This window comes from Paenisporosarcina sp. P4_B8, from assembly GCF_056402175.1.
Map to the genome: position 1 here is coordinate 155,688 of NZ_JBFUHX010000001.1, position 18,516 is coordinate 174,203.

The 18,516-nt window shown below is 42.4% G+C and carries 18 protein-coding genes and 1 riboswitch; of the genes, 13 read left to right on the top strand and 5 right to left on the bottom strand.

Annotated features, from left to right (window positions below; translation table 11 throughout):
- Nucleotides 1-205 precede the first annotated feature (205 nt).
- A complete protein-coding gene (locus AC1DSK_RS00800) occupies nt 206-676 on the top strand; it encodes a DinB family protein (protein WP_477546175.1) in 471 nt (156 codons plus the stop codon).
- Nucleotides 677-1,719: 1,043 nt separating this feature from the next.
- On the opposite strand, the gene AC1DSK_RS00805 is transcribed toward AC1DSK_RS00800, so the two are convergent.
- The 5 genes from AC1DSK_RS00805 to AC1DSK_RS00825 form a co-directional block, all read right to left on the bottom strand.
- Nucleotides 1,720-2,358 (bottom strand): response regulator transcription factor, encoded by a 639-nt coding sequence (locus AC1DSK_RS00805; RefSeq protein WP_016428406.1) that lies wholly within the window; start codon nt 2,356-2,358, stop codon nt 1,720-1,722.
- Nucleotides 2,333-3,382 carry a sensor histidine kinase gene (locus AC1DSK_RS00810; RefSeq protein WP_477546176.1) on the bottom strand — a complete coding sequence of 350 codons (1,050 nt, stop codon included), beginning with the start codon at nt 3,380-3,382 and terminating at the stop codon, nt 2,333-2,335. The genes AC1DSK_RS00805 and AC1DSK_RS00810 overlap by 26 nt, the downstream gene beginning before the upstream one ends.
- On the bottom strand, nt 3,379-4,080 hold the full coding sequence (gene liaF, locus AC1DSK_RS00815; RefSeq protein ID WP_477546177.1) for a cell wall-active antibiotics response protein LiaF: 702 nt from the start codon (nt 4,078-4,080) through the stop codon (nt 3,379-3,381). The genes AC1DSK_RS00810 and liaF overlap by 4 nt, the downstream gene beginning before the upstream one ends.
- Before the next feature lie 113 nt (nt 4,081-4,193).
- The gene (locus tag AC1DSK_RS00820) at nt 4,194-4,841 is read right to left on the bottom strand and encodes a PspA/IM30 family protein (protein ID WP_477546178.1); all 648 of its coding nucleotides are present in this window, start codon (nt 4,839-4,841) and stop codon (nt 4,194-4,196) included.
- Nucleotides 4,842-4,853: 12 nt separating this feature from the next.
- On the bottom strand, nt 4,854-5,210 hold the full coding sequence (locus tag AC1DSK_RS00825; RefSeq protein ID WP_477546179.1) for a lmo0954 family membrane protein: 357 nt from the start codon (nt 5,208-5,210) through the stop codon (nt 4,854-4,856).
- Between the two features lie 193 nt (nt 5,211-5,403).
- Between AC1DSK_RS00825 and AC1DSK_RS00830 the strand changes: the two genes are divergently transcribed.
- The 12 genes from AC1DSK_RS00830 to AC1DSK_RS00885 all read left to right on the top strand — a co-directional run bounded on the left by AC1DSK_RS00830 (nt 5,404) and on the right by AC1DSK_RS00885 (nt 18,312).
- Entirely contained in the window at nt 5,404-6,573 is a 1,170-nt protein-coding gene (locus AC1DSK_RS00830; RefSeq protein WP_477546180.1) for a thiolase family protein, read from the top strand.
- The gene (locus AC1DSK_RS00835; RefSeq protein ID WP_477546181.1) at nt 6,570-7,340 is read left to right on the top strand and encodes a 3-hydroxyacyl-CoA dehydrogenase; all 771 of its coding nucleotides are present in this window, start codon (nt 6,570-6,572) and stop codon (nt 7,338-7,340) included. The genes AC1DSK_RS00830 and AC1DSK_RS00835 overlap by 4 nt, the downstream gene beginning before the upstream one ends.
- Nucleotides 7,341-7,352: 12 nt before the next feature.
- On the top strand, nt 7,353-8,501 hold the full coding sequence (locus AC1DSK_RS00840; RefSeq protein WP_477546182.1) for an acyl-CoA dehydrogenase family protein: 1,149 nt from the start codon (nt 7,353-7,355) through the stop codon (nt 8,499-8,501).
- Between the two features lie 45 nt (nt 8,502-8,546).
- Nucleotides 8,547-9,098, top strand: coding sequence for a nucleotidyltransferase family protein (locus AC1DSK_RS00845; protein ID WP_477546183.1), 552 nt, complete (start codon nt 8,547-8,549; stop codon nt 9,096-9,098).
- Between the two features lie 271 nt (nt 9,099-9,369).
- Nucleotides 9,370-10,659, top strand: coding sequence for a DUF4139 domain-containing protein (locus AC1DSK_RS00850; RefSeq protein WP_477546184.1), 1,290 nt, complete (start codon nt 9,370-9,372; stop codon nt 10,657-10,659).
- A 4-nt stretch (nt 10,660-10,663) separates the two neighbouring features.
- Nucleotides 10,664-11,755 carry a metallophosphoesterase gene (locus AC1DSK_RS00855; protein WP_477546185.1) on the top strand — a complete coding sequence of 364 codons (1,092 nt, stop codon included), beginning with the start codon at nt 10,664-10,666 and terminating at the stop codon, nt 11,753-11,755.
- Nucleotides 11,756-11,824: 69 nt separating this feature from the next.
- A complete protein-coding gene (locus tag AC1DSK_RS00860; protein WP_477546186.1) occupies nt 11,825-12,436 on the top strand; it encodes a DedA family protein in 612 nt (203 codons plus the stop codon).
- 9 nt (nt 12,437-12,445) lie between these two features.
- Nucleotides 12,446-13,273 (top strand): undecaprenyl-diphosphate phosphatase, encoded by an 828-nt coding sequence (locus AC1DSK_RS00865; RefSeq protein ID WP_477546187.1) that lies wholly within the window; start codon nt 12,446-12,448, stop codon nt 13,271-13,273.
- A 257-nt stretch (nt 13,274-13,530) separates the two neighbouring features.
- A complete protein-coding gene (locus AC1DSK_RS00870; protein WP_477546188.1) occupies nt 13,531-13,986 on the top strand; it encodes a hypothetical protein in 456 nt (151 codons plus the stop codon).
- An 80-nt stretch (nt 13,987-14,066) separates the two neighbouring features.
- Nucleotides 14,067-14,242: riboswitch (cobalamin riboswitch) on the top strand.
- Nucleotides 14,243-14,424: 182 nt separating this feature from the next.
- Nucleotides 14,425-16,650 (top strand): ribonucleoside-diphosphate reductase subunit alpha, encoded by a 2,226-nt coding sequence (locus AC1DSK_RS00875; protein WP_477546189.1) that lies wholly within the window; start codon nt 14,425-14,427, stop codon nt 16,648-16,650.
- Nucleotides 16,651-16,663: 13 nt separating this feature from the next.
- On the top strand, nt 16,664-17,704 hold the full coding sequence (locus tag AC1DSK_RS00880; protein ID WP_477546190.1) for a ribonucleotide-diphosphate reductase subunit beta: 1,041 nt from the start codon (nt 16,664-16,666) through the stop codon (nt 17,702-17,704).
- Nucleotides 17,705-17,898: 194 nt separating this feature from the next.
- The gene (locus AC1DSK_RS00885) at nt 17,899-18,312 is read left to right on the top strand and encodes a VOC family protein (RefSeq protein WP_477546191.1); all 414 of its coding nucleotides are present in this window, start codon (nt 17,899-17,901) and stop codon (nt 18,310-18,312) included.
- Nucleotides 18,313-18,516 lie beyond the last annotated feature (204 nt).

Consider the following 18,516-nt stretch of genomic DNA (forward strand, 5'->3'; position numbering starts at 1 on the left):
GGGGAAGACAAACTCGAAATTGCCGATTATGCTTTTAGTGAAGAAAGCATACCATCTCTCCTAGAACAGTCATTACGTGGACAAATCAGGATTCCGCCCAACATAATGTGGCGTTTGAATAAAACATGGTATTGAATTTTTCTGTTTCCTTTTGTAAGAGATTCAGCTACGCTTAATTGATACTGAATCTAAAAGGGGTAATGACATGGAGACATTAGGTCAATTAAACTTTGCACGAATTTATACGCAAGGGCATTTGCAATCAGTAAAGGATGAACAATGGGATATCCAACCTGAAGGGTTTCACAATACAATCCGTTGGCACGTCGGTCATATTTTTGTATCGATGGAAAATTTAGTTCATCGTGGATTGCCTGAATATGAGGTTGTTCATCCTGAATGGGCTAAGTTATTTGGAACTGGAACAAAGCCATCCGATTGGACAGAGGCCCCACCAACGAACGAGCAATTGCTGAGTGCTTTGGCAGAACAACCTGCTAGAGTCAAAGAATTCCTGACTGGAAAACTAGATCAACAAATGCCAGATGTAATGTCCTTAGGGAAATTCCATGACATGGCAACGGTTGAGGCAGTTATTCAATTTGCTATCTGGCATGAAGGGGTTCACGCAGGCATTATTTTTGCATTGAATAAAGTGACGGCCGTATCGGAGTAATTAAAGCATAGAAGTGGTGACTTTGACAGAAACAATGTCAAAGTCATTTTTTTTGCGCGTTCAAATTGTGTGGAAAAGATGAATTTTTGATATGAGAGTACGAATTCTAGATAAAGTTTAGTGAAATGTAGATATCGCTTGCCGAAATGTAGATAAACCATAGTGAAATCTCGATAACGACTCGCGAAATGGGGATATCACCAAAAAATGTGGCCAGTTGGGATACCAACTGCCACCATCACTAGCGCGTTCAAATTGTGTGGAAAAGATGAATTTTTGATATAAGAGTACGAATTCTAGATAAAGTTTAGTGAAATGTAGATATCGCTTGCCAAAATGTAGATAAACCATCGTGAAATCTCGATAACGACTCGCGAAATGGGGATATCACCAAAAAAAATGTGGCCAGTAGGGATACCAATTGCCACCATCACGAACGCGTCCAAATTGTGTGGAAAAGATGAATTTTTGAAATGAGAGTACGAATTCTAGATAAAGTTTAGTGAAATGTAGATATCGCTTGCCGAAATGTAGATAAATCATCATGAAATCTCGATAACGACTCGCGAAATGGAGATATCACCAAAAAATGTGGCCAGTTGGGATACCAACTGCCACCATCATAAGCGCGTTCAAATTGTGTGGAAAAGATGAATTTTTGATATGAGAGTACGAATTCTAGATAACGTTTAGTGAAATGTAGATATCGCTTGCCGAAATGTAGATAAACCATCGTGAAATCTCGATAACGACTCGCGAAATGGAGATATCACCAAAAAAATGTGGCCAGTTTGGAAACCAACTGCCACCATCACGAACGCGTCCAAATTGTGTGGAAAAGATGAATTTTTGAAATGAGAGTACGAATTCTAGATAAAGTTTAGTGAAATGTAGATATCGCTTGCCGAAATGTAGATAAACCATCGTGAAATCTCGATAACGACTCGCGAAATGGAGATATCACCAAAAAATGTATAACAGCCCGCTAAATGGTGAAAACATCTCTCGCAAATAAAAAACAACCTTCCAACTGGAAGATTGTTTTAATTTTTAGGAACTAGATCTTGCTGAAATGCATAGACGACTGCTTGAGTGCGATCTTGCACCTCGAGCTTGGAAAGAATATTGCTGACATGTGTTTTAACGGTTTTTAATGCTATAAACAATTCATCTGCAATGTCTTGATTGCTGCGGCCTTTAGCCATTAATAATAGGATTTCGTGTTCGCGATCCGTCAACTCATCATGAAGCGGACGACTTTGCCCTTGACGCATTCGTTTCATCATTTTGTTTGTGACTTCAGGCTCTAAAACCGCCTGACCAGACAATGTATCGCGAATGGCATCGGCGATTTGTTTCGCTTTGGATGTCTTCATTACATAACTGACAGCACCTGCTTCAAGAGCAGGGTACACTTTATCATCATCAAGGAAACTCGTGACAATCATGATTTTCGCTTGTGGCCATTGGGCAATTATTTCTTTCGTGGCTTCTGCGCCATTCATGATGGGCATGACCATATCCATCAGCACGATATCCGGACGCAGGGACAGTACTAGATCAACTGCTTCCTTACCATTGACAGCTTCGCCGATTACGTCCATATCTGATTGTGCCTGTAAGTATGCGGACACGCCTATTCGGACCATTTCATGATCATCCACGAGTACGATTCGTATCATCTGTTTCCAATCCTTTCTCAACCGGGACTTTTACTTCCACTATCGTTCCTTGTGATGGGATTGAAACAACCTTGCTTGTTCCACCCATTTCAACGGCCCGTTCTTGAATATGATGCAACCCGTATGAACCTGTTTTGCCTTCATCATTCATAAATCCAATTCCGTTATCCTGTACACGGAATATAGCAAGGCCGTCTCTCTCCACAAAGAGAATGTCGACTTCAGTGGCATTTGCATGGCGCAATGTATTGGATAGCGTTTCTTGTGCAATGCGGAATAAGTGGTCTTCCGCACCTTTGGAAAGGGAGATATCCTCAAGTCGGAAGCGGATGGTGAAGTGCACCTTTTGTTGCAATTCAAACAGTAATTCTTCCAGGCCATGAGCCAATGATTTATTATGAAGCGCTGCAGGACGTAAATGGAGCAAAAGGGCACGCATTTCAAGCTGTGCTTGCTGGACCATTTTTTCAGCTTGTGCCAGTGGTTTGGGAACGTCATTTTCCTGCTGTTCCGTAATTGATGATAATAGCATGGATGCAGCGAATAATTGTTGGGAAACAGAATCGTGAAGTTCCCGTGCTAACCGCTGGCGTTCCTGAATGATGCGTTCCTGAATTCGCTTGTCTTCGCCTTCTGCCCGTTCGTCTGACATTCGTTGCAAACTTCTTTTTTGCGTAGTAATCAGCGTTGTTACATCACCCAAAGTCTTAGTTAACTTGGGGGAAACTTTTGGAGCAGTCAATCTATCATTTTGTTGATCAGTATTCGTGACGACCTGTAAATAGTTGTCAATCGCTCGTTCTCTTTTTCTTGCCACCTGCGTGCTGGAAAAAGTGGTGCCTATACTGATGCTGAGCAATAAAATTGCCATCCATATGGAAATAGGTAAATCCCCTTCTTCTATTGACCACAAAGGAAGCCATGTTCCGTAAGAAGGCCATCCTAAAATATACGTTAATAACCCCACAACGAATGCGATGAGAATTAAAAATAAGAGTAAAGTGCGTCCGATGAATCCACTCATTTGCGAGTCACCTCTACATCCCCAAGCCAAGTCGATACAGCGATGACCAATTCAGACGTTGCGTTGCCTTGAGCTTCTGCATAGCCATCTTGAAGGACAATCGATTGATTCCATAAACGTCTTTTACTGGAACCAAAAAGTCGAGCATCTCCGAGTAGTGTTGTGTAATGGATTCGCACAGGGATTTCATAAGGAACGGCCACACTAATTTTTCCAATACCTTGTCGAACGGAAACTAGTGAAGTACCTTTTGGCAACACAGTTTGGGTCGTATCAATTGTGATGTTCCCGTAAATACCTTGAATGTGAACATCCTGCCATTCATATGCCTGGAAAGGTGTAGATTGAACTGAAAAGAGTTTGTTCTGAATGATTGCGTTCGGTGTTTCTAGATCACTGAGGAATGGTTCAATGACTTGTTGAGTTTCATCACCCTTCCAAAGTCGCACTAAAATATACACCATGGTTGCGGCAATTAATAAGCGTAAACTCCACATGGAAAGCAAGGCGATTCCCAAAGAAGCGATACCACTCCAGAAAAATAAGCGGCTTCTTCTGCGTAAACTAATATAAATTAACCCGATACCAAAAAGAACGAATAACACACTTCCATTGTGGAAGAACATCGCCTCGATAAATATAAGAAGCAAGGCAGCCAATAGCCAAAATGTAATGCGTTCAGTTGAAAAACGTTGCAAAGCTATTCCTCCTTTTTCGTAACAGCTTAGCCTCTCCCACAAGTAAATCGAAGGAGGTATTATATGAATTAAAAGGAGAAGGACAGGCGCCTTCTCCAATTCTTTACTTTATTTTACACAATTTCAGATTGAGGTTGTTCTTTTTTTTCTAGCATTTCCAATCTGCGTTCCATGGATGATACGTCATGCTGTATTTCAATGCGTTGACCCAGTCGTTCGATGTATTGTTCCATTTCATCAAAGGCCAATAATCTTTTTTCACCGTTCTTTGTAGCTTCAGGTTGAAGGACGCGGTCCATTTGGTGATGGGCACGAGTGACATTTTCTTTACCCATTAACTGTAACTGGCGAACTTTCATATCTTTCAGTTTGTGTTTCATTTCTTCGAACTTTTGCTCAAGCCCAAATAATTCCTCAATTGTCCGAGTAATACTTGCTTGTAATACGTCTTTTCGGTTCGCATAGGCTGTAACTTCTGCTTTTGCAAAATCAATTAATTCACCTTCATTTGTTTGTTGAGCAAGCTCCAATTGGGAAGAGCGTTTTGCCAGCATTTCTGTAGTCTCTTGTAGTTCTTTTTCAAGTTCTGCTTTTAATTGCGCTTGGCGTTCAATCCACCTACCCGTTTGTTCTGTTTGTTTTTCTGCTTCACGAATATATTGATTTAACATGGCGATGGGATTTTTCTGTTCCTTTTTGTCAAATACGTTGTGCAGATCTGCTTCGAATGCATACTTGAATCGTTTCCATAATGTTGTCATGTGTTTTTCCTCCTATTTGTTTAGTTCGTTCCATTGTTTTTCAAAGTTGATAAAAGGGTCTGAAGATGTTGCAGTCATTGGAGCTGAGAAGGTAATCGGTTGTTGTTTCCATGCACGAATGACATACCATAATCCAGCAATCGCCAGAATTCCGAAGAAACCGGGCACATTCGCAACGGCTGTCAGTAGCCCAATAATTCCGACCGCTATCCATGAAATTTTAGACAACTTAGATCCTCCTTTTAAATAAAAATGCATCCCTGCGAATACAAGCAACGCAGATAATGCAAGACCTAAAAGTGGTCCTAAATTGACAAGCGCCACAATACCTGCGATTACCCCAACTACGATTAATCCAAATTTTTTCATGTGTTTGTCTCTCCTTTCAAATTGTAAGTTAATCGTACCAACTCGCCATGAATCACCAAACGGGCTAGGAATGCATTTTTTACTAAGACCTGAGACTTAGAAGATTCTAAGAAGAGAGTAGAAAATTTCACGATAGTTCTGTAAAATAATAGTGAGTGAATATTCATTCAATTCCGATAAAAGAGGTGTAACGATGAAAGAAGTCGTGATTATAGAAGGAATACGTACTGCAGTCGGTCGGAGAAAAGGGAAATTTGCACAAATGCGACCAGACGAATTGGCCGCAATTGTATTGGGAAAATTAATCGAACGGGCCGGAATTGAAAAAGGCGACGTAGAAGACATCATTTTAGGGTGTGTCTCTCAAGCATGTGAACAAGGAGGCAACATTGCAAGAACAGCGGGATTGATAGCTGGCTTTCCAACCAAAGTTCCTGGGACGACGATCGACCGTCAATGTGGTTCCAGCCAGCAAGCGGTGCATTTTGCCGCACAGGCAATCGCATCCGGCGACATGGATATTGTGATTGCGGGTGGTGTTGAAAGCATGACACGGGTACCGATGTTTTCAAATATTGGAGACGCCAAACCAAGCAAGAAACTAACGGAGCAATACGAAATCATTAATCAAGGATTGTCTGCCGAACGAATTGCAGAAAAATGGGATTTATCCAGGGAACAATTAGATGCATTTTCTGTACAAAGTCATGAACGTGCCTTTCAGGCGATTGCGGAGGGTCGATTCGAAAGTGAAATAGTACCAATAGAAGTGACAAACGAAGATGGATCAACTGAGGTGTTTTCTGTTGATGAAGGTCCAAGAGCAGGAACTACTCTTGAAACATTGGGTGGTTTGAAAACGGTATTTGATGAAAAGGGACGAATTACCGCAGGCAATGCTAGTCAAATGAGTGACGGCGCTTCAGCAGTATTATTAATGTCGCTTGAAAAAGCAAAGGAATTGGGACTAACACCTCGTGCGCGCATTCATACCCGTGTTGTTGTTGGATCAGATCCAACGCTTATGCTGACGGGTCCAATTGCAGCAACGCAAAAAGTATTGGAGAAAGCAAAGCTCAGCATCGAAGATATGGACGTATATGAAGTAAATGAAGCCTTTGCTCCAGTGCCGCTTGCCTGGTTAAAGGATACAGGTGCTGATCCGTCTAAGTTAAATCGCAATGGGGGTGCAATAGCACTCGGTCATCCATTGGGCGCATCAGGAACGAAACTGCTTGTCACTTTGTTGCATGAGCTGGAACGCACAAATGGACGATATGGACTTCTTGCGATTTGTGAGGGGATGGGTATGGCGAACGCAACTATTATCGAGAGATTGCCAGAATCGGAGGGACAGTCATGATAACAGCAGAAGTCATTGCCATCGTAACGGGTGGAGCATCAGGACTTGGAGAAGCCACTACGCGCCGATTGGTCGCTCAGGGTGGGAAAGTCGCCATTTTTGATTTGAATGAGAAACGTGGGCGAGCACTGGTTAAAGAATTAGGTGAAGAACAAGTAGTTTACTTTCAAACAAATGTCACGGATGCTCAGCAAGTTGAACAACATGTAGAAGAAGTAGTGGCACATTATGGGAAGGTCAATGCGTTGATAAGTTGTGCAGGCATCGCGACGCCCGGAAAAGTAGTATCACAGAAAGGTCCGCTTGCACTTGAACTCTTCGAACAAGTCATTCAAGTGAATCTAATCGGCACATTCAACGTATTGCGTGTTGCTGCTCATGCGATGCAACAAAACAATCCGAACGAAGAAGGGGAACGTGGTGTCATCATTAATACTGCTTCCGTCGCAGCTTTTGAAGGTCAAATTGGCCAAGTGGCATACAGTGCTTCTAAAGGCGGTGTCGTTGGCATGACGTTACCGATTGCCCGTGAATTTGCTAGAGACGGCATTCGTGTTATGGCGATTGCCCCAGGTCTAATCGAAACGCCGTTGTTCGAAGGTTTGCCTGAACCAGCACGAGTTTCCTTGGCAAGTTCCGTGCCATTCCCGAATCGTTTAGGAAAGCCGAGTGAATATGCGCAATTAGTAGAAAGCATTTTAATAAATCCAATGCTTAACGGCGAAGTGATCCGTTTAGATGGTGCCATTCGCATGCAGCCAAAATAAGGAGGAGTCTTGATGGGGAAATACCGTTTTGAAACTGATGAGCACGTTATGTTCCGCAAGTCGCTTCGCAAATATTTGGAAAAAGAAGCTGCTCCACATTACGAACAGTGGGAAGAAGACCGTATGATTCCTAAATCTTTTTGGCGGAAGCTCGGCGACATGGGTTATTTAAGTCCACAAGTTGAAGAGAAATATGGCGGACTGGAAGTTGATTTCCGATACGCTGTCATCATCGGTGAAGAGATGGAACGTGTTGGAGCGAGCCTGACAGGTGTTGGATTGCATAATGATATCGTGGTTCCTTATATTGAAGCGTACGGAAACGACGAACAGAAAGCGCGCTGGCTGCCGGGATGTGTAACAGGAGAGCATATCACCGCTATTGCCATGACTGAACCAGGGGCAGGATCTGATTTGGCGGCGATTCAAACAACTGCTGTTCTTGATGGTGATACGTATATCGTAAATGGTTCCAAAACCTTCATTACGAATGGCATCAATGCGGATCTAGTTGTAGTTGTGGTGAAAACCGATACACAAATTGAACCGAAGCATCGCGGAATCAGCTTGCTGGTAATCGAGGAAGGCATGGCTGGGTTTACACGTGGACGCAAGCTGAACAAAGTCGGCATGCACGCGCAAGATACAGCAGAGCTGTACTTTGAAGATTGTCGAGTGCCTGCTAAGAACCTGCTTGGCGAAGAAGGAAAGGGTTTCACTTATTTAATGGAGAAGCTCCAACAGGAAAGATTGATGGTGGCGATTTCAGCTCAAACCGCTTCTGAAGATATGGTCGAGATGACACTGGACTATGTGAAGTCCCGTAAAGCATTCGGCAAGCCAATCGGAGCGTTCCAGAACACGCAATTCAAGTTAGTTGAAATGAGCACCGAAGTTGAACTTGGTCATTCATTCCTTGAATCGTTGATTGAAAATCATATGACAGGGAAAGACATTGTCTCAAAAGTGTCCATGGCGAAGTATTGGCTGACGGAAACTGCCAAGAAGATTTCCGGTGAATGCTTGCAATTACACGGAGGCTACGGCTATATGGAAGAATATAAAATTGCAAGGCGTTATCGAGATATTCCAGTTGCGTCGATTTATGCAGGCAGCAATGAAATCATGAAAGTGATTGTCGCGAAGAAAATGGGGCTGTAGATGAGGGCAAACAGGATCCATGAAAATGATTAAAAGAGGTTCAAAATGAAATTATCAAATGAACAAGAAATTGTAGAAGCCATTTCTAATGACGAGTGGATGATGAATGTTATCAGACAAGCAGCTACACTGGAGTTACCCGACTGGTGGATATGTGCTGGATTTATAAGAGCAAAAGTATGGGATGAATTACATGGGTTTTCTGAAAAGACCATACTTCCAGATGTGGATGTCATTTATTTCGATTCGGAAAATTTGGACGAACACATTGAAAAACTCCATGAAAAAGAACTAATTAAATTAGACTCAACCATTCCTTGGTCCGTTAAAAATCAAGCAAGAATGCATACTTTGAACAAGGTAGAACCTTATAAATCCTCCATAGACGGGATGTCAAAATTTCCAGAGACAGCCACAGCTATTGGCATAACTTTTGATGACAAAGGGGAACTTCATTTATGCGCTCCACATGGAGTCAGAGACTTATTAACAATGAAAATCTCTCCCACCCCTTATTTTGAAGGGTCGCAAATATATTTTGATAGAGTTAAGCAAAAAAACTGGTCAGCAACATGGCCCCTAGTGAAAGTAGAGTAAGCAGCAGGGCTTTTTCTGTCGCTTTTCAATTACTACTATTGTTATCGAATGAATTATCCATAGCATTCTGACAGTGCGTTAAACGATAAGTGTGGAAGCGCGAATAGAAAGGGAGCAACAGCGAATAGAGTAATATTTTTACTCCGAAACCTCAGGCATAATCTAGAGAGTTTCAAAGAATGGAATTTCCTTGCTTTTCATACAACGTATCGCAAAGGGATTTAACGCATATCATGATATACTTTCCAAAAACAACGAGGAGGTGTCTCTTATGCCGACCAATATCCCAGCGAGCCTGACGAAAGACTTGGCGCTGACGGTTTACAATGCTGGATTTGCGTTAATTCAAGAAATCCGCTCCATTCCTCCACTTTCAGACGATCATATCATCTACTATTCGGACGTACCACAACGGATTGAATCGAATTCCGTTCAGGTGAAAGGTCTAAAAGTCACAGAGCTTACTTACGAATATGACTTGATGGATCGACTCAAATTGCTGGAGAAATATGTTGGGCATCAAATCAGAATCGTCAATAAGAAAACAGGCGAAGAAAAGACGTACCTTCTGTTAAGCGTCCAAAATGGGTTGGTCCTTGCAGACATGCTGACAAGAGAAATTGTTCTTGATGCAGAAGGGGAGATTCGCTTGCCGGACGGTCCGGAAGAAGTGATGTTAAAGCCCACACTCGTTTGGCGTTTTGAAGAACAAACCGCAGAAGATGTACGGGTTACGTATTTAACGCGGGGGCTAAGTTGGGAAGCGGACTATGTGGCTCAAACTAGGGAGAATGATTTTGATTTGACCGGCTGGGTAACGATGACGAACAACTCGGGCATGACGTTTGACGATGCGACAATAAAACTAATGGCGGGTACAGTGAACCGAGCTCCAATTCCCATGCAAAAAACGATGAGTTTTGAGCAGAGTGCCATGGCCGAAATGGAACCGGAACGTCAGGCATTTGGAGAGTACTATCTATATACGCTCCCTGAAAGATTGACGCTGGAGAATCGACAGCAAAAGCAAGTTCAACTTTTTTCTGCCTACAAAATCAAATCGCACACGGTATATGAAGTGGATGCGTACAGTGCCCATCCAACAGTGTACTTAACGTTCCGAAATGATGCGGAAAACGGCCTTGGATTCCCACTTCCAAGAGGGAGATTCAAATTGTACAAAGAAAACCCAAAGGACGGTTCTTCTGAATTTATCGGAGAAGATTACATCCCGCATACGGCTGTGGGCGAACTAGTCCGCATCAAATCAGGGGAAGCTTTTGATGTCACGGTGGAAAGTGATGTTGTGGCTAAATACAAGAAAGACGGCTATGAGTATGAGGAAGTCGTATACTTGATTCGCAATCAAAAAGACAACCCGATTGAACTTATCATCAATCATGGCACAAGCTATGGCATATTTGATGTAGTTGAATCAACACACACTTGGAAACGGAAAGATAACGATATACAAATCTTTGTACCGGTTCCTGCAAAATCTGAAGTGAAAGTGGCATTTACGATTCGGTATGACCGGAGAAAAGATGTAAAGGTGAATTAGCATCATGAAACGTATCAGTATGGGCACTCTTATTCTAGCAATTTATACCCTACTTGTTTTTTACTTTGGCTATAACACGTATCAGTGGCTCCAAACGTGGGGCCTGCCGGTTCATCCCGTGTTGTTCGGCCTCTTCTGGTTTGTCTGTGCTTTTGGATACATCATCGGCAAGTTTAACCATGGACTTAAATATTTCAGTATCATCGGGTCGTACTGGTTCATTGTGATGCAGTACGGCTTGATTTTATTTCCTATGGCAACGCTTATTTATTTGATATGGCCGTCCAAGCAAACGATTTTTATTACAGGAAACATCGTGGCGTTTGTTTTTCTGATTATTTTCGTCGCAGGGACATATATGGCATTTTCACCGGTTGTTCGGTATAAGACAATACATATCAACAAGGATTCTGGTTCGCTTCGCGAGTTAAAGTTGGTACTAGCATCTGACTTTCACTTAGGACTTCTTTCCAACAAAAAGCACTTGCAGCGTTTTGTGAATTTGTCTAACGCAGAGCAGCCGGATGTGGTGTTGCTTGCGGGTGATTTGGTCGATGATGATCCAATTTGGTTTGTGAAAGACGGGATGTCCGAGGTCATGAGGCAGTTGAAGACGACATATGGTGTTTACGGAGTTGTCGGAAATCATGAGTATTACGGACGTAAAATTCCGCTTCTTGTGGAAGAAATGAGGGGAGCGGGCGTCCGCATGTTACTGGACGAAACCATTTGTGTGGAAAATGCGTTCTATGTAACGGGCAGGGAAGATGCGACGAATGGAAAGCGACAGCCTTTGGAGAATTTGAAGCCAGAGTTGAATGAGCTTCCATGGCTTGTGATGGATCATACGCCTTTTGATTTAAACACGCCTGCTGAGCTCGGAGTGGATGTACATGTATCAGGGCATACGCACCGGGGGCAGATGTGGCCGAATCATTTATTCACACGTCGTTTATTTGAGCTTGATTATGGGTATAAACTTAAAGGACTGTTGCACGCTTTTGTGTCATCGGGCTTTGGATTTTGGGGTCCGCCGATTCGATTGGGTTCGCGTTCGGAGCTTTGGTCAATCAAAATTACAGTATCGTCGAAATAAATATTGGGAAAAGCCCATTAATCTTGTTACGATAGAAGTTGGAAAGAAATTGTTGCTTGGAGGCTGGACATGGAAAACTGGATTACTGATATTATGAGCCAGTACGGCTACATAGGTATATTTTTACTAATCATGCTTGAAAATATTTTCCCACCTATTCCGTCAGAAGTGATTTTGACGTTTGGTGGTTATATGACAACGCAATCGAGTATGACGGAAATGGGTGTCATTTTGGTTTCGACTGCAGGTTCTATCGCAGGGGCTGTGATTCTTTATGGAATCGGTCGAATGTTGGATGTAAAACGCTTGGAGAAAATCGTGGATCGTTATGGACGTGTTTTACGTTTAACGAGAAAAGATATTTACAAAGCAGATAGTTGGTTTGATAAATATGGCATTTGGACTGTATTGTTTTGCCGCTTGATTCCATTGATTCGTAGTTTAATTTCGATTCCTGCCGGGATGTCGAATATGAAATTTGGATTGTTTTTGTTATTTACGACATTAGGAACACTTATTTGGAATACGATTTTAGTATCGGTCGGAGCAGCAGTGGGCGATAACTGGGAATCAATCGTTGCCGTAATGGACGTGTATTCAAATATTGTGTACGTCTTGCTTGTACTTGCAGGACTTGCCGTAATCTGGTGGTATTTACGATTCCGAAAAAGAAGAGCATAAGGAGATATTATGGAACTATTTGATTTGCTTAAAGCGTTAATATTAGGATTTGTGGAGGGGATGACGGAGTTTGCTCCCGTTTCTTCTACCGGACATTTAATTATTGTGGACGATATGTGGTTAAAAACATCTGAGTTTCTTGGGAAACCTTCGGCTAACTCGTTTAAAATCTTTATTCAGCTTGGATCGATTTTGGCGGTAATTGTGGTGTTCTGGAAACGTTTATTCAGTTTGGTTGGTCTTTATAAAATGAAAGATACAACTACAGGCTCAAAGTTAAAATTGACGCATGTAATTGTAGGCTTGATTCCAGCGGGTGTGCTAGGCGTATTGTTTGAGGACTTTATCGACGACAATTTATTCCGCACTGAGACGGTATTAATTGGCTTGGTTATTGGTGCGATTTTAATGATTGTGGCTGATAAATTCGGACCGAAAGTACCGAAAACACAGACGTTGGATCAAATTACATACAAGCAGGCATTCACTGTTGGGCTTGTGCAATGTTTATCGTTATGGCCAGGTTTTTCCCGTTCGGGTGCGACCATTTCAGGTGGTGTATTGTTCGGGATGAGTCACCGGACGGCAGCTGATTTTACATTTATCATGGCTGTTCCGATCATGTTCGGTGCTAGCTTCTTGTCCCTTTTGAAAAACTGGGAGGATATAAATCCAAACGATACTTCGTTTTATGTCGTAGGATTTATCAGTGCTTTCGTATTTGCGCTGATTTCGATCAAGTTCTTCCTGAAGTTGATCGAACACGTGAAATTGACGCCATTCGCAATTTATCGATTGGTATTGGCGGCAGTGTTGTTCGTGATTATTGTTCTATAATGGATTCGAAAACGGTCTCAATATGAGGCCGTTTTTTTGTTTGTGGAAAAGAGGAGAATCCGCTAGTTTTTCTGTGTTACGCGTTTAGAATGGTGGAAACGGCGAATAGAGTTAAGGCATGAAAGGAAGCCAGACTGTTTCTGTCGAATATAATTGGTTAGACTAGCAAACTCATTTACATAGGATACGAAATAACGTCTACTTTGCCACATGGGTAATAAGTGAATACAAACAATTGAGAAAAGGGGATAGACAACATGACTGAGACGATAAGTATCGATCACCGTACAATCGCGGTTCGATTGTTTAATGAAACATGGGATTTGATGGAGAAGAAAGACCGAACAGGTGATGAGGATTCACAAATGCTGGAGAAGGCATATGCTTCGCTCTATCATTGGCGCCAAATCGGCACGAAGCTTAATTTAGCTAGAGGCTATTGGCAAGTGTCCCGTGTCCATGCCATTCTCGGACAAGGCGATACAGCATATTTTTACGGCGTGGCGGGTGCAGAACTATGTGAAGCGGAAGGATATGGCGATTTTGATTTAGCCTTTGCTTATGAATCCATAGCCCGTGCAGAAAAGTGTAGGGACAATTATGAGTCAATGAATATTTGGTTGGCACGCGGGCAAGTAGCGGCCGAAAATATCGCGAAAGAACCAGACAAAAAATATTTTTTAAGCGAATTGGCTAGTGTAGATAAGGGTTGAACGAATTCAGCGATAATTCGTCTGTTGTAAGAAAAAACACTATATGTTAGATTGGATATTATGTAAAACACAATATATAGTGTACAAACGAAAAAGAGGTACCAGTAATGGTTTAAAAGGGAATTCGGTACATGCCGAAGCTGTCCCCGCAACTGTAAGTGTAAACGACTGTACAAAGTCCACTGTGCATCAGCATGGGAAGGGTACGGAAGGATAATGCACGAGCCAGGAGACCTGCCTTTTTTTTCGATGAAGCAACACTTTCTTCGGGGGTTGAGGAGTGGAAGCGAGCTATTTGTAGCGAGCGAAATTCCATTTTCTCGCAAACCAATTCAACTCCTTTCCATTCTTTCAATCTTGAGCGATGGCTCAGCCGAAGAGGCTGTTCCATCGCTTTTTTGTGTTTCTGAAATTGTTGAATTGGAGTGGAGTATACATATGGTACAAAAGGTATTAACAGACAAAGAAATACTGATAGATCAACTGCTGGAGCAGTTTAAAGAGAATGAGTTGGCTCCCTTGTTGCGTGCCCATGAAAAATGGCTGAAGAAAAATCCACAAGCAACCGATGAACAGTGGTCAAAAGCCATGGTAATGGAGTCACTTAGTCATCTGGATGAAGAGCAACCTTACTGGACTTTCGTCGCTGCACGTGTTTACTTGGCACAAGTTTACAGCGAAATCGCTGTAAGACGAGAATGTTCAAGTCAAAACGTGTATAAGGATTTTGAGAAACACCTCCAGCACTTATCGGACAAGGGTTTATATAATGCCCGTCTCCTGAAGACCTATAGTAAAGAAGAAATCAAAGCATTAGGTGAAGTGCTTGAACCGGAACGCGATGGATTATTCACATATATTGGATTAAAGACATTGATGGACCGTTACGTGGCAAGAGATTACGACCTTTCACCCGCAGAGCTACCGCAAGAACGATGGCTCATCATTGCTATGACGTTAATGCAAAACGAAACCGTGAATCGCTTGAAGAAAGTGAAGGAAGCATACTGGGCAATGAGTAACTTGTATATGACCGTTGCAACACCTACCCTTTCCAATGCAGGGAAGCCACATGGGCAATTATCGAGTTGCTTCATCGATACAGTTGACGACAGTCTGCAAGGGATTTATGACTCGAATACAGATGTTGCCACGCTATCGAAATATGGCGGTGGTATAGGCATTTACATGGGGAAAGTGAGAAGCAGAGGTTCCTCAATCCGAGGATTCAAGGGAGCATCGAGCGGTGTGCTACCGTGGATCAAGCAATTGAATAATACAGCGGTCAGCGTGGATCAACTCGGTCAACGACAAGGAGCGATTGCCGTATATTTGGATGTGTGGCATAAGGACATCTTGCCTTTCCTTGATTTGAAGCTAAACAACGGGGATGAACGATTGCGCGCACATGATATTTTCACAGGTGTATGCCTACCGGATATTTTCATGGAGAAAGTCGAAGCACGCGAAGAATGGGCACTGTTTGACCCGCATGAAGTACGTACTGTCATGGGTTATTCTCTAGAAGATTTCTACGATGAAACCCGGGGGGAAGGTGCTTTCCGAGATAAATATGAAGAGTGTGTAGCGAACGAACAGTTATCGAGAGAAGTAGTGCCGGCCATTGATATAATGAAACGCATCATGCGCAGCCAACTGGAAACAGGTGTGCCATTTATGTTTTATCGAGACGAAGTAAATCGAAGAAATTCAAATAAACATGAAGGCATGATTTACAGCAGTAACTTGTGCACGGAAATTTTTCAAAATATGAGTGCGACAGAATTTGAATCGATCACGTTGGAAGATGATGTCATAGTCACACGCCGTAAGCCTGGTGATTTTGTAGTGTGTAACTTGTCCTCCATCAATTTAGGAAAAGCAGTTCCGGCTGGTGTGTTGGAAAGATTGATCGAAGTACAAGTACGCATGCTCGACAATGTCATCGATTTGAACATGATTCCAGTGCCACAGGCAGAACGAACAAACGCAAGATACCGTGGAATCGGTCTTGGAACATTTGGCTGGCATCACCTATTAGCGCTGAAAGGAATTCGATGGGAATCTGACGAAGCGGTAGAATTTGCGGATGAATTGTATGAGGAGATTGCTTATTTGACAGTGCAAGCATCCATGAATATCTCTCGTGAAAAAGGACCTTATCCATTATTTGTTGGATCAGCATTCCATACGGGAGAGTACTTTGAATCGCGTGGTTACGATTCATTGAAATGGCGTGAACTTCGTCTGGATGTTGCTATGAATGGTGTGAGAAACGGGTATCTCATGGCCGTCGCACCGAATTCTTCCACGTCGATATTGGCAGGAAGTACAGCAAGCATCGATCCTATATTCCAAAAAAGCTATTCGGAAGAGAAGAAAGACTACAAAATTCCGGTAACAGTACCTGACTTGAATCAAGAAACAACGTGGTTTTATAAGTCCGCGTACTTCATCAATCAGCATTGGACATTAAAACAGAACGCTGCACGACAACGCCATATCGATCAAGGGGTATCGTTGAATTTATATGTACAAAACACAATTAAGGCGAAAGAATTGCTGGACTTGCATCTGGATGCGTGGGCAAGTGGTTTGAAAACGACCTATTATGTGCGCTCCACATCGGTGGAAATGTTGGAATGTGAGTCTTGCTCAAGCTAAGGAGGAAAGTTGAATGACAACGATTGAAAAACGAAAGCTCATGGATAAAGAGGCACCAAACCGTTCTACCGGCATCGTCAATGGGGCTTCATCGAATGTACTGAACTGGGATGATGTCCGGTTCAGTTGGGCGTATCCGAAATATAAAAGGATGCTCGGAAACTTCTGGACCCCTTTTGAAATTAATATGGGTTCGGACGTGAAGCAGTTCGGCGCGTTGAATGATGCGGAGCGGGAAGCATTCTTGAAAATCATCGGGTTATTGGCATTGCTCGATAGTATTCAAACTGATTTCGCAGGGAAAGTTGCTGATTATTTAACGGATTCCAGTTTGAATGCGCTTATGATAATTTTGGCACAACAGGAAGTGATTCATAATCATTCTTATTCGTATGTGCTGTCGAGCTTGGTGTCGAAACAAGAGCAAGATCGGGTGTTTGATTACTGGCGCACGGAACCGGTCCTGGAAAAGCGAAACGAATTCGTCATGAAAGGGTATGAAGCTTTTTCAGATGAGCCAAATGTTGATTCATTATTGACTGCGATTGTCTATGATGTCATTTTGGAAGGGTTATTTTTCTATTCTGGATTCGCTTTCTTCTATCATCTCGCTCGTCATCAAAAAATGGTCGGCACGAGCACAATGATCAACTACATCAATCGAGATGAACAAATTCACGTCGATTTGTTCGTGAAAATTTATCAGGAGTTGTTGCGAGAATATCCTGAGTACGATACGCCAGAAAGAGCTCGTAAAGTTGAAAATATTTTCAAAGAAGCGGCAGCACTTGAAATCGAATGGGCACGGGAAGTGATAGGGGATCGAATTGACGGTCTGGACGTAGAGGATGTGGAAGAATACATTTATTTCTATGCAAATGTCCGCTGTGCTCAACTTGGTTATGAACGACCGTTCCCGGCGTATCGCAAAAATCCATTGAAGTGGATCAAGGCTTATGAAGAAGTGGATTTGGGCAAAACGGACTTCTTTGAACAAAAGTCGCGACAATATGTAAAAGTCAATGTGCAAGACAATGGGTTTGATGATTTATAGGGAATTTGGGAAGAACGCTGTTTCATAAGGCGAGTTGAATCTGTAGTGTGATGAGTTTGAGCGATAAATTTGTACAAGTGACCTTTAAATAATCAAAAGAGTAACAAATAAACATTTTAAGATGTAAAAGGATAATAAAGAAGTCTGGCGAACCCTATAAGAGATACTTAATTTTCATTAAGGAGATGTAGAGAATGAAACCAGTACTTCCATATTTAACGTTTTACGGAAATGCCAAAGACGCAGCTGCATTTTATGAAGAAACATTCAGTTTAGAGAACCAAGGTATACTAAAATATGGGGAAAGCGATTTTCCATCACCACCTGAAGCGGCAGATTACATTATGCATTGTCACTTAACAAATGGAAACTTCAGCATTATGCTTGCTGACTCCCCAATCCCTGGCGAATCAGGTACGACAAATGTTTCATTGATGATTGAATGTGAAAGCGAAGAAGAAGTGAATCGTCTGTACAATGCATTATTAGTGGGCGGTCAGGCAATCATGGAACTTCAGGACACGTTCTGGGGAGCCAAATATGCTAAAGTGCGCGACCAGTTTGGGTACACATGGGATCTGAATTTCGAAAAAGGACAAGCTGAATAACAAACTGTGAAAGATAGTAGGGGCTGCCAATGTTAATGGCAGCCTTTTTTATTGGGGAAAAATCGGTGAATGGGAATAAAGCTCGGTGAAGTGTTGCACCAGCTCCAGGAAGAACGCCAATGAAGAATCCTAACAAGGAACCCCTAAGTTCATTCATGCCGAATAAAACCGGCAACTCCGATTAAATTCAAGTTCATGCCGAAT